The sequence below is a fragment of the Microbacterium lacus genome, from assembly GCF_044794305.1.
In the GTDB taxonomy this organism is placed as follows: Bacteria; Actinomycetota; Actinomycetes; order Actinomycetales; family Microbacteriaceae; genus Microbacterium; species Microbacterium lacus_B.
Map to the genome: position 1 here is coordinate 1263785 of NZ_CP084996.1, position 11223 is coordinate 1275007.

Consider the following 11223-nt stretch of genomic DNA (forward strand, 5'->3'; position numbering starts at 1 on the left):
TCAGACGGAACGTGACGAGAGCAGTTCTGCGAGCTTCTTGAGCTGCTCGGCATCCTCCAAGGCGGATCCGACGGCGACGACCCGCACGCCCGCATCGAGGAACTCGCCGGCGTTCGAGGCATCCATTCCGCCGGTGGCGACGAAGCGCACCTGCGGGAACGGTCCGCGAATGTGCCGGAACCAGCCCGCTCCGAGCCACTGTGCGGGGAACGCCTTGAGCCACGTCAGGCCCAGGCCGACCGCGAGCTGGACCTCCGATGGCGTCGCGACACCGGGAATGATCGGGATGCCGGCATCCTGCGCCGCACGCACGATGACCGGATCCAGCCCAGGCGAAACGAGGTACGCGGCCCCGGCAGCCTTCGCCGCGGTGACCTGCTCCACGCGCACAATGGTGCCCGCGCCGACGACCTTGCCGCGCTCCGCGCCGAGCCGGACGACCTCGCCCAGAGCACGCTCGTCCTCCTCGGTCTGCAGCGGCACCTCCACGTGGTCGAGGCCCAGATCCCAGGCGGTCGTCGCGAGGGCGACAGACCGCTCGGTGCCCATCCCTCGCAGGATCGCCATCAGCGGAGCGCCCGAGAACGCCTCGTCGAACCAATCGCGTGACTCAGTCATGCGTTCTCCTCCTCGTCGACGGAATCGCCCGTCGTCTGCAGTGTCAGTGCCGCGCGGGCATGGCCGGCGCGCAGTCGTTCGGTCAGGGGTGCCCCGTCCAGGAGTTTTGCGAGGTACCCCCCGGCGAAGGCGTCACCGGCACCCACGGCTTCGACGACGTCGACCCGCAAAGCGGGCTCGAACGTCTCATCAGTGCCGACGTACGTCGTCGCGCCGATGTCGCCGTCTTTCACAACGAGTTCGGCGACCTCGGGAAAATGAGCGCGGACGGCTGGGGCATCCGGCGTCGCCCACAATGTCTCGGCCTCGTCCCACCCGACGAACACGATGTCGGCGCGGCGCGCGAGGTCTTCCAATGGGGCGGCGGCGTCAGCCACCGACCAGAGCGCGGAGCGGTAGTTCACATCGAAGCTCACCAGCGCTCCCGCCGCGTGTGCCCGGTCGATGATGCGGGCGAGAAACCCCGAAGCAGAGGTCGAGATCGCCGCAGTGATTCCCGAGACGTGCACGATGCGCACCCCATCGAGCACGACGGCCTCCGCGTCGGCGGCCGACAGATGAGCCGCCGCCGAACCGGCGCGGTAGTAGCGGACCGGCCGACCAGGGTCTTTGAAATACACACCGGTCGGATGATGCGGGTCGAACTCAACGGTCGAGACATCGACTCCTCGACTCGCGAGCAAGCGGGCCACACGGTGTCCGAGGGGATCATCGCCGAGCCGCGAGAACCACCCCGCGCGGTGCCCGCCGGCCGCGACGTGGGCAGCGACGTTCGACTCGGCCCCGCCCGCGTCGAGGCGGAACACGTCCGCGTCGACAAGACTCTCGGCGGTGGTCGGGGTGACCATCGCCATCGTCTCGCCGATCGCGAGCAGCTCGGGGGCGGACACCGAGAGCCGCGTCACTTCAGGCCGGTGACGGGGGCGGGGTCCATGTCGTCGAACGCCTGGTTCTCGCCGGCCATCGCCCAGATGAACGAGTAGGCCGCCGTTCCCACACCCGAGTGCAGCGACCAGCTGGGCGAGATGATCGCCTGGCGGTCTGCGACGACGAGGTGGCGGGTCTCTTCGCGCTCACCGAGCAGGTGGATAACGCGGGCATCTTCAGGCACGTCGAAGTAGAGGTAGCACTCGGTTCGACGGTCGTGGGTGTGCGCGGGCATGGTGTTCCACATCGAGCCCTCGTGCAGCTCGGTGACGCCCATGACGATCTGGCAGCTCTTCACACCGTTCTCGTGGATGTACTGGTTGAGCGTGCGGCGGTTGCTCGTGGTCTGGTCGCCCAACTCACGAACTGTCCCTTCGCCGGGTGAGACCAGCGCGGACGGGTAGGCCGTGTGCGCGGGGGCCGAGAAGAGGTAGAACTGCGCGCCCGCCGAACCGTCGGCATCCCGGAAGACGACATCCCGGACGCCACGCCCGAGGTAGAGACATGCGCCCGCGACAAGCTCGTAGACCTCGCCGTCGGCGGTCACCGTGCCCGTATCGCCGACGTTGATGATGCCGACCTCTCGGTGCTCGAGGAAGTAGTCGCTGCGGATCTCGGGGTAGCCGGTCAGCACGAGATCCGTGCCGGCGGGGACGGCTCCGCCCAGCACGATGCGGTCGTGGTGCGTGTAGACGACGGTGACCTCGCCGGGCACGAAGAGCTCGGGCACGAGGTAGCTGTCGCGCAACTGCTTCGTGTTCATGCCGGGAATCTGGGCGGGGTTGGTGGCGTAGCGCTGTTCCATGTGTTCGCTCCTTGGATCTGTAGAGAAATCTGTCAGCGCACGAGCCAGCCGCCGTCAACGGGCACGATGGCGCCCGTCACGTAGGCGGCGGCATCCGACGCGAGGAAGATGAAAGCGCCCTGCAGGTCGCCGGGGGTGCCCCAGCGGCCGGCGGGGATGCGGGCGACGATGGATGCCTCGCGCGCTTCGTCGGCACGGATCGGCGCCGTGTTGTCGGTCGTCATATAGCCCGGGGCGATGGCGTTGACCGTAACCCCGGAGGCCGCCCACTCGTTGGCGAGGGCCTTCGTGAGCCCGGCGACCGCATGCTTGGACGCGGTGTATGCCGGAACGAGAATGCCCCCCTGAAACGAGAGCATCGACGCGACGTTGATGATGCGACCGGAGCCCTGCGCGACCATATGCCGGCCCGCCGCCTGCGAGAGGTGGAACACGGCATCGAGGTTCACCGTCAGGACATCGTTCCAGTCCTGTGCGGCGGATTCCAGGGCCGGCGCGCGGCGAATGGTGCCGGCGTTGTTGACCAGAATGTCGAGTCCCCCGAGCTCTGCGATGACCTCATCAACCGCGGATGTCAGTTCTTCTGGAGAGGCAGAGACGAGGTCACGTTTAACGAGGTGCACCCTGCGGCCTGTCGCGCGGATCAACGCGGCGGTGTCGCCCGCGTCTCCGCGGTCGAGCAGCGCGACATCGGCACCGGCTTCAGCAAACGCGACCGCAGCCCCCTGGCCGAGTCCGCGACTGGAGCCCGTGACGAGGGCGACTCGCCCGTCGAGTCGGAAAGTGTCGAGAATCATGCGGGTGCTCCCTGCGCGTAGGTGAAAGTGGTCGTGAGGGCGCCGAGCCCCGAAATGCGGACGGTCACAGCATCCCCCACCGCCAGAGGGCGATGCGAGTCCTGCGCTTCGGGGAGCTTCTGCGGAGTGCCCGTAGAAATGACATCCCCGACCTCGAGCGTCATGAACTGGCTCAGATAGTGGACGACGAACGCGACCGAGAAGATCGTGGTCGAGGTCGACTGCGACACGGTGACGACCCCGTCGCGCACGACCTCGACGAGAAGGTCCTGTGGATCGACGACCTCGTCGGCCGTGACGATCCACGGGCCGAGCGGTGCGAAGCCATCGGAGCACTTGCCGAGCGCCCACTGGCTCTGCCGGCGTTGCCATGCGCGGTCCGAAATGTCGTTGAGGATCGTGTAGCCACCGATGTGGGATGCCGCGTCTTCCAACGACACGGCATGCGCGCGGCGCCCGATGACGACGGCAACCTCGCCCTCGTAGTCCATATCGGTCGCGGCGTCCGGAACCACCACCGGATCGTGCGGGCCGCCCACAGCGTTCGGCGTCTTGACGAACACATCGGGAAACTCGGGATCGGATGCGGTGGCGTCGACGCCGTCGGGGACGTGTCCTCGGTAGTTGTACCCGAGGCAGAGGAGCTTGCCTGGGCGCACGGGCGAGTCGAGCTCTGCATCAGCCAAGGCAGGCAGAACTTCTGTCGCGGCGGCGATCGCCCGCACGGCCGCGGCACGGGCGCCAGGGTCAGAGAGAACATCGGCGACCGAGCCTTGGAGCTCAACGATCCGGTCAACGCCATCGACGTCCACCACGACTGCGGCCGTCAGCCCGTCGGGCTTACGCAGAGTGACGAGCCTCACCAGTACGGCGTCCAATCCGGGCGCGCGACACGCATCAGCGCTTCCAGGTAGAAGTAGTCGCCCCAGAGAGTGCCTTCATCCACACCGTTGTCTTTCGGAAGGTCGTAGACACTGTGCAGGAGCAGGGCATCCGAGTCTTCCGGATTCGCCGGTGCGTAGTTCGCGATGAGAGAGGTCAGGATGCCGCGGGCCTCCGCCGTCCATCGCGCCGCCGCCCCGGGATCGGTCTCGAGCGCGGCCAACTCAAGAAGTCCGCACACCGCGATCGCACCGGACGAGCTGTCGCGCGGCGCATCACTGCCGTCGGTGTAGACCAGATCCCAGAACGGAACACGGTCGCTCGGAAGGTGCCGAAGGAAGTACTCCGCAGAGCGACGCGATGCCTCGAGAAGCTGTGCGTCGCCGGTCGCGCGGTAGTTGAGCGCGAAGCCGTAGATGCCCCACGCCTGCCCACGCGCCCAGCACGACTCGTCGAACGCGCCCTGCTCAGTCGCTCCTCGCAGCGGCTCGCCGCTCTCCGCATCCCAAAAGAACGTGTGAAATGTCGAGTCGTCCGCACGGAAGATGTGCTCGCGCAGTTGCGCGGTGTGGCGCCGGACGGCGTCGACGTAGCGCTCGTCGCCGGTCTGCTCGTACGCCCACGTGAGCAACGGCATGTTCATCAGGCTGTCGATGATCGTGCGACCGCGCTGTGCGGGGTCGGAGAGATCACCCCAGGCCTGCACGATGCCGGCGGGCTCGAGGAACCGGCGCATCAGCGCATCCGCCGCGAGCAGCGCAGCCTCGCGCGAGTCTTCGTCGTCCAACAACCGCCACGGGGCGACCGAGGCCAGCGTGTAGAGAAAACCGAGGTCGTGCGTATCGAGATCCTCCTCGTGGCGCACGCGGCGTGCGAAATCACGAGCATGGCCGAGCGCGGCATCCCGAAACTCCTCGTCACCGGTGAGCTCGAACGAGATCCACTGGGCTCCGGGCCAGAAGCTCGTCGTCCAGCCCTGGTTCGCGCCGACACCGAACTCCTTGTGGGCCGGACGCAGTGGGTAGCGATCGTCAGTGGTGGTGTTATCCGGGTACGCACCGCCGAAGGTGCGGATGTTGCGGCGCACGGTCGACAACGCATCCTCGAGCGCACGATCGAGACCTGCGATGGCAGCAGTCTCGGTGAACATGGACGTCATGAGTGGGGTTTCCTTCGTGAGGGGTGACGACGCGGGTTACGCGACGGCCGGTTCGAGGTCGAGCACGGGCCGCAGCGAGTACCGCGAGTTCGCCCATGCGAGATAGAGGGCGGCGGATGCTGTGATCCCCAGCGCGATCGCGGGCATGGAGACGAACAGCCACACCTGAGCGGCGAGCGCCAGCAGTGACACCGCCGTCAGATACCAGCGGCGCGTGCTGAGGACGGCCGCAGCCTTGACGATGTCGCGCAGGCGCGCACCCGGCTCCTCGGCGAGAGCGACCAATGCGAGGAGAGTGGTGGCGAGCGTGACCAGCCCGACAACGAGCAGCATGGGGCCTACGAGCATCCCGATCGTGGCTTCAGCGACCATCCGGAGGTCCACGAGCACAACCACCATGACCGCCGTAGCCGTCACGCCGATCGCCAGCGCCTTGCGCCAGGTGGCCTTGAGACCAGCCCAGAAGGCACGAGCCGGTGTGTTTCCCCCGGCCGCCTGCTCACGGAACACCCGAAAGGCCGCGGCGATTCCGGGAGCGCACAGCGGTGCGGCGAGGGCAAGAAGGGGCCACGAGTGCATCGGATCGGTCGTCACCAAGAGCACGACCATCGGAAGGCACGAGGCGATCAGCAGGGCGTTGGTGATGACGCCGAGGTAGACCACGTTGAAGACGGTGGCGTACATGTCGTGCGAAACGCGACGCAAGATCAGCCCTTCATTCCACTGGTGGCGATGCCCTCGACGAAGTACTTCTGCCCCGCGAGGAAGATGAGCGCGATCGGGATGATCGAGATCACCAGGCCCGCGAACAGGAGGGCGTAATTCGTGTCGTAGAGGTTGCTCACGAACGACTTGAGCCCGAGCTGAATCGTCCACAGGTCGGGGTTGCGCAGGTAGATGAGCGGTCCGAGGTAGTCGTTCCATGTTCCGACGAAGGTGAGCAGCGTCAGGCTTGCCAGTGCCGGGATCGAGAGCGGGAGCATGATGCGTCGCCAGATTCCGTATTCGCTGAGCCCGTCGAGACGCGCGGCCTCGCTGAGTTCCTCAGGGATGGTCTCGTAGAACTGCTTCATCAGGAAGACGCCGAACGCACCGAAGGCCTGAATCAGGATGATCGCCCACAGTGTGTTGGACACCTTGATGTTCGACAGCAGGATGAACTGCGGGATCATGTACGACTGCCACGGCACGGCGATCGTTCCGATGTAGACGAGGAAGAGCACGTCGCGACCCGGGAAGCGCATGCGGGCGAAGCCGTAGGCGGCGAACGAGCCGGTCAGCACCTGAAGGAACGTGACCACCACCGCCAGAAGCAACGTGTTGCGGATCCAGACGAGCATGTTCGTCTCGGTCCAGATGTCGACGTAGTTCGCCCAGATGAACGTCTCGGGGAACCACTTGACCGGGACGCTGAAAACCTCGTTGGGGCTCTTCAGCGAGCTCATGATCATCCAGAAGAACGGCAGCAGGAGGCCGATCGCGGCGATGATGAGCGCAATGTACATCGCAACGCGGGCGACACGACGCCCGGGAGTCTGCGCGGGTCCGCGCGAACGCTCACGGCGCTCGGGAGCGCCCTCGGTGAGCTTGCGGAGGCCGATGCGATCCTGCGCCGGGACGGTGAGACCGGTCATCACTTACTCGCTCTCTTGTTCCAGAAGAACTGAATGATCGTCACGGCGATGCACATGAAGAACAGCGCGACAGCGGCAGCGGAGGCGTAGCCGAACTGGCTCTCCTCGAAACCCTTGCGGTAGATGAACTGCGACATGACGAGCGTCGCCTGTCCGGGTCCACCATCGGTCATGACGAGGATCAGGTCGAAGATCTTGAACGAGCCGATCGTCAGCATGACGACGACGAAGAACATCGTCGGCCGCAGGCACGGGAGCGTCACGTTGACGAAGCGGTTCCAGGCGTTCGCGCCGTCGACGCGGGCTGCTTCGTATAGTTCGCGCGGCACCGTCTGAAGCCCGGCAAGGAACAGGATCATGTAGTAGCCCATATCACGCCAGGTGCTGACGATGACGACGGCGGGCATCGCCCAATCGGTCGACGTCAGCCATCCCGGAGGATTCTGCACGCCGAAGAAGCGGAGAATCTCGTTGATCGGGCCGTAGTCAGGGCTGAAGAGGAGGTTCCACACCACCGCGATCGCGACGATCGACGTGATGTAGGGAAAGAATGCGGCGGTGCGGAAGAACGCCACCCCGCGGAGCTTGTTGTTCAGCAGCAGCGCGAGTGACAGCGACACGATGATCGTGAGCGGGATGTGCAGCGCAGAGTAATACAGCGTGTTGACGACCGCGATCCGGAAGCTGTTGTCGCCGAACAGCCGCGTGAAGTTGTCGAATCCGATCCAGTCGGCCTTGCCGAACACGTTCCAGTTCGTGAACGACATGTAGAACAGCACGACGACCGGGACAAGCGTCAAGGCGGCGAATCCGATGAAGTTCGGGAGGATGAAGCTCCACCCGATCAGGGTGTTGCGAAGCGCGAGCTTCGAGCGGCGCTTGCGTTGCGACGGCGGTTTCGCCGTCTTCGCGCCCGCGTCCCGTGCGGCGACTGTCGTCATGATTCTCTGCCTTCTGCTGCTGTTCTGAGGCGGTGGTCGGCCCTGCGTTCGGCAGGGCCGACCACCGTCATGACGGACTCAGTCGAGTCCGACCTCGTTCTCGACGCGATCCTGAGCTTCGGTGATCGCCTGCTCGACGGGAGTCGAGCCGGACATGATCGCCGTGTGCATGTCGCCGAGGATGCCCTGGATTGCGGCCGTCTTGGACGACGTCGGGTTCTCGGGGTGCGTCTCGTGAGTCGACCACGCGAACTTCGACAGATCGTCGGTCGGTGCGCCCTCGACGCCGAAGTACGTCTCGGTCACCGTCTCGTTCGAGAAGGCCGGGGTGATTCCGATTGCGGCGAGCACATCCGCGCCCGCTTCGCTTGCGGCGAAGGCCAGGAACTTCTTGGCCGCTTCCTGCTTGGCAGCATCGGTGTTGGCGTTGATGCTGAAGCCGGTCGGGTCACCGAAGGTGACGGGCTCGTTGTCCATGCCCGCGGTGCTCGAGCTGAGCTGCGGGATCGGAGCGATGCCCCACTCGAACGTGTCGGCGTCGCCCGAGGCCTGCTGTGCGATCAGCGTCGCGGTGTACCACGTGCCCATCGGAAGCATGGCCGCGGTCTGCTTGCCGAACTCGCCCTGGTAGGTGAGCTGGTTGGCGCTGGACGTGTTGAAGTCGATCTGCGCACCGTCGTCCTGAAGAGCCAGCACGCGGTCGTAGAACTCACCCATGTACTCGTAGTCGCCGTCGAGAACGTTCGTGTCGTTCTGAGCACTCGCGAAGCCCTGAACGACGGACTGCCAGCGGTGCATGTAGCCACCGCGTGCTGGAGCCAGCGCCGCCGAGAGTTCTCCCGCGGCGGCGTCGTAATCGTCCCACGTCCACGAGCCGTCGGGCTCGTCGATGCCTGCCTGCGCGAACAGGTCCTTGTTGTAGAACAGGACCCACGAGTCCTGGCGGTAGGGCACGCCGTACGCGACGCCGTCGACCTCGTACGACGAAGCTCCGCCGATGCCCTCGGGGAGTGCGATGTCTGACACGTCGAGGAGCTGTCCGCCCTCCTGGAAGGTGGTGACGAACTTGACCTCCTTCTGCGTGATGATGTCGGGGCCGGTGCCAGCGGCGAGGTCGGCCGTGACGAGCGTGTTGTACTCGGCGGCGTCATAGCCCTTGAGCTCGACGGTGATGTCGGGGTTCTCGGCGGTGAACGCGTCGGCGAGCGCCTGGAACTCGGGCGTCGTCTCCAGGCTCCAGCCCGAGAGAGAGATGGTGACGGGACCTGCCGATGCGGCCGGCTCCTCCGTCGTTCCGCCGCTGCACGCGGCGAGCGTCAGCGATGCGACGGCGACGAGTGACGCCGCGGCTGCGAATTTACGCTTCATGAGGGATGCTGCTCCTTTGCGATTGCTGTCCGGACCCGTCCTCGGGCTCGGGCCTTACTCCCGGTCCGCCGCGGTGGCGGGTCGGTGGTCGATGAGACGGGTCGCGGTTGCGACTCCGTCGGGCCACGTCACGGACGCAGTGTGATCTGCGATGTCGACGCTGGTGGATGCGGGGTCTCCGACGGCGGCGCCATCGAGCCAGACGAGCGTCGCGGTGAACCCTCCGACCCGGACGGAGTGCTCGACGACCGGTACGGCGGCGTGGGCGCCGAGCGGGCTGGCGTCATCGCGGGTGATGACGGATGCGGCGCCGCCGGCTGTGAGAGAGCGGATGCCGCTGGTGCGGCCGTTCGTGACGGCGCTGGCCGTGTCTGGGATGGATGCAGATGCCGGGACTTCTGCTGCGGCGAGCGCCCAGCCGCCAATTCGGAGGCGCAGCTCTGATGCTTCGACCCCGGATTCAAGGGCGTCGACAGAACTGAGCCGCACCTCCCACGGCCCGCGGACGAGCGACTGCACCGTGAGAGTTCCAGCGAGGGTGAGCTCACCGGTGATACCCGAGCCGTGGCGTACCTGCGTCTCGGCCGGAACGATCCAGTGCGCCGTCGAGGTCGAAGCGGCGATCGCAACCTCGTCGTCGACGCGGGTGCCGAGCAAAGTCATGGCGGCGCGATGGGTCGATCGACCTTCGGCATCGACGAGCACGACGGACTGCTCGAGCGGCTCGCGCCAGGCCTGTCCGCCTGCCAGCGGCGCAGCCGCGGTCGAGTAGCCGATGCGTGCGTAAAGCGGCGAGTCCCCCGCGAGGGCGCCCTCCGGTGCATGGTCGGTGCCGTGGTTGGCGATACGCACGATCCCGTCCGCCTGGGTGGCCGAGACGACCCACCCGGGGGCGGCGATACGGGTGAGGACGTCGCCGGACTCGACCGGGAGCGGCTCGCTGGGGGCTGCCCAGACAGGATGATCGGCCGGCAACGAGATACCGATGAGGCCCTTCACGGCCCAGTAGGGCGATCCGGAACCCGAGTACGACTGAGCGAGCTTTCGCCATTCGCCGTGCCAGCCCATCGAAAGCAGATCATCGTCGTTCGGCACGCCGTTGTCGACGAAGTGGTGAACCACTCGGTCTGCCGCGTGGCGGAGAAGTCCCGGCGACGACGACGGCACACCCGCGATGATGCCGGCCCAGAACGGCGCGGCGGCAGCAAAGCGGTAGATGAGGCTCCGGCCCTGGATGAGCGGCGATCCATCGGCGCCCACGAGTGCAGTGGCATCGAGAAGGAACCGGTCAAGAGCCGCGAGATCGGTTGCGGCACGGTCACCAGCGAGCTCGGCGCCCCCCTGCATCCGCACCCAAAGAACCGGGTAGAGGTGCAGCGCCCAGCCGACGTAGTGGTCGTACGAACGCTCGAACCCGTCGCTCAGCCAGCCATCCTCACGCACGAGGGAATCGTGGAGTGCGAGGTCGTCTGCGATGTCTCGCGCGGACCACGGGCCGCCGACGGACCGCAAGAAGGTCTGCACGACGATGCGGAACCAGAGCCAGTTCGTCTTGGGGTAGCTGTCGTCGCCGACGACCGGCGCGAGGTAGTCGATGACGCGCTGCTGCGTGGTTTCGTCGAGGCGATCCCAGATCCACGGGCGCGTCATATCGAGGATGAGCGCGAGCGATGCCGCTTCGACCTTGGCCTGTGCGTGCTCGTCGAGGCGCACCCAGCGGTCCGGAGCCTCGGGGTCGACACCGGCGACGATGCCGCGCGTGTAGAAGTCGATGAGGTCATCGACGCCTTCGCCGCGCTCCCCCGCGATGCGGAATCCGGCGAGAAGGAATGTGCGGGCGAACCCCTCGAGTCCGTCGACGGCCGTGCCGTACCCGCCTTCGACTCCTGGGGGCGTGATGCGGGCATTGTTCGGAGATGCCCAGACCATCGCACCCGCAAGCAGTCGGTCGGCGAACGCAAGCCACTCCGTGCGGCTCCAGTCCGCCGTGCTGCTCGTGCGATCCGCGTACACGGGTTCTCCTTTGAAGGTGCGCGATTGATTCGAGTTCGTTCGCGATCGTTTGGAGATTAGCAATCCATTTCGATCATCG

Annotated in this window: 11 protein-coding genes; all 11 read right to left on the bottom strand. The window is 66.3% G+C overall.

All coding sequences use genetic code 11. The features are described 5' to 3' along the window. Window positions 1-618: a bifunctional 4-hydroxy-2-oxoglutarate aldolase/2-dehydro-3-deoxy-phosphogluconate aldolase gene (locus tag LG299_RS06220; protein ID WP_404434138.1), complete on the bottom strand. Its 618-nt coding sequence runs from the start codon at window positions 616-618 to the stop codon at window positions 1-3. Then, window positions 615-1508 carry a sugar kinase gene (locus LG299_RS06225; RefSeq protein ID WP_404434139.1) on the bottom strand — a complete coding sequence of 298 codons (894 nt, stop codon included), beginning with the start codon at window positions 1506-1508 and terminating at the stop codon, window positions 615-617. The genes LG299_RS06220 and LG299_RS06225 overlap by 4 nt, the downstream gene beginning before the upstream one ends. Before the next feature lie 11 nt (window positions 1509-1519). Further along, the gene (gene kduI, locus LG299_RS06230) at window positions 1520-2350 is read right to left on the bottom strand and encodes a 5-dehydro-4-deoxy-D-glucuronate isomerase (protein WP_404434140.1); all 831 of its coding nucleotides are present in this window, start codon (window positions 2348-2350) and stop codon (window positions 1520-1522) included. Between the two features lie 32 nt (window positions 2351-2382). Then, window positions 2383-3147, bottom strand: a complete 765-nt coding sequence (kduD, locus tag LG299_RS06235) for a 2-dehydro-3-deoxy-D-gluconate 5-dehydrogenase KduD (protein WP_404434142.1) — start codon at window positions 3145-3147, stop codon at window positions 2383-2385. Next, window positions 3144-4010, bottom strand: a complete 867-nt coding sequence (locus LG299_RS06240; protein WP_404434143.1) for a fumarylacetoacetate hydrolase family protein — start codon at window positions 4008-4010, stop codon at window positions 3144-3146. Before LG299_RS06240 ends, kduD begins: the two co-directional genes overlap by 4 nt. Next, a complete protein-coding gene (locus tag LG299_RS06245; RefSeq protein ID WP_404434144.1) occupies window positions 4007-5188 on the bottom strand; it encodes a glycoside hydrolase family 88 protein in 1182 nt (393 codons plus the stop codon). Before LG299_RS06245 ends, LG299_RS06240 begins: the two co-directional genes overlap by 4 nt. 36 nt (window positions 5189-5224) lie before the next feature. Beyond that, window positions 5225-5872: a ferredoxin-NADPH reductase gene (locus LG299_RS06250; RefSeq protein WP_404434145.1), complete on the bottom strand. Its 648-nt coding sequence runs from the start codon at window positions 5870-5872 to the stop codon at window positions 5225-5227. A 23-nt stretch (window positions 5873-5895) separates the two neighbouring features. Beyond that, window positions 5896-6822 carry a carbohydrate ABC transporter permease gene (locus LG299_RS06255; protein WP_404434146.1) on the bottom strand — a complete coding sequence of 309 codons (927 nt, stop codon included), beginning with the start codon at window positions 6820-6822 and terminating at the stop codon, window positions 5896-5898. Then, window positions 6822-7763: a carbohydrate ABC transporter permease gene (locus tag LG299_RS06260; RefSeq protein ID WP_404434148.1), complete on the bottom strand. Its 942-nt coding sequence runs from the start codon at window positions 7761-7763 to the stop codon at window positions 6822-6824. The genes LG299_RS06255 and LG299_RS06260 overlap by 1 nt, the downstream gene beginning before the upstream one ends. Window positions 7764-7841: 78 nt before the next feature. Continuing rightward, window positions 7842-9131 (bottom strand): ABC transporter substrate-binding protein, encoded by a 1290-nt coding sequence (locus LG299_RS06265; protein WP_404434150.1) that lies wholly within the window; start codon window positions 9129-9131, stop codon window positions 7842-7844. Between the two features lie 54 nt (window positions 9132-9185). After that, window positions 9186-11144, bottom strand: coding sequence for a DUF2264 domain-containing protein (locus tag LG299_RS06270; protein WP_404434152.1), 1959 nt, complete (start codon window positions 11142-11144; stop codon window positions 9186-9188). Window positions 11145-11223 lie beyond the last annotated feature (79 nt).

Coding starts and splice junctions, on each gene's coding strand:
- LG299_RS06260 (WP_404434148.1), bottom strand. CDS start 7,763: ATGACGACAGTCGCCGCACGGGACGCGGGCGCGAAGACGGCGAAACCG.
- kduD (WP_404434142.1), bottom strand. CDS start 3,147: ATGATTCTCGACACTTTCCGACTCGACGGGCGAGTCGCCCTCGTCACG.
- LG299_RS06265 (WP_404434150.1), bottom strand. CDS start 9,131: ATGAAGCGTAAATTCGCAGCCGCGGCGTCACTCGTCGCCGTCGCATCG.
- LG299_RS06220 (WP_404434138.1), bottom strand. CDS start 618: ATGACTGAGTCACGCGATTGGTTCGACGAGGCGTTCTCGGGCGCTCCG.
- LG299_RS06255 (WP_404434146.1), bottom strand. CDS start 6,822: ATGACCGGTCTCACCGTCCCGGCGCAGGATCGCATCGGCCTCCGCAAG.
- kduI (WP_404434140.1), bottom strand. CDS start 2,350: ATGGAACAGCGCTACGCCACCAACCCCGCCCAGATTCCCGGCATGAAC.
- LG299_RS06250 (WP_404434145.1), bottom strand. CDS start 5,872: ATGTACGCCACCGTCTTCAACGTGGTCTACCTCGGCGTCATCACCAAC.
- LG299_RS06245 (WP_404434144.1), bottom strand. CDS start 5,188: ATGACGTCCATGTTCACCGAGACTGCTGCCATCGCAGGTCTCGATCGT.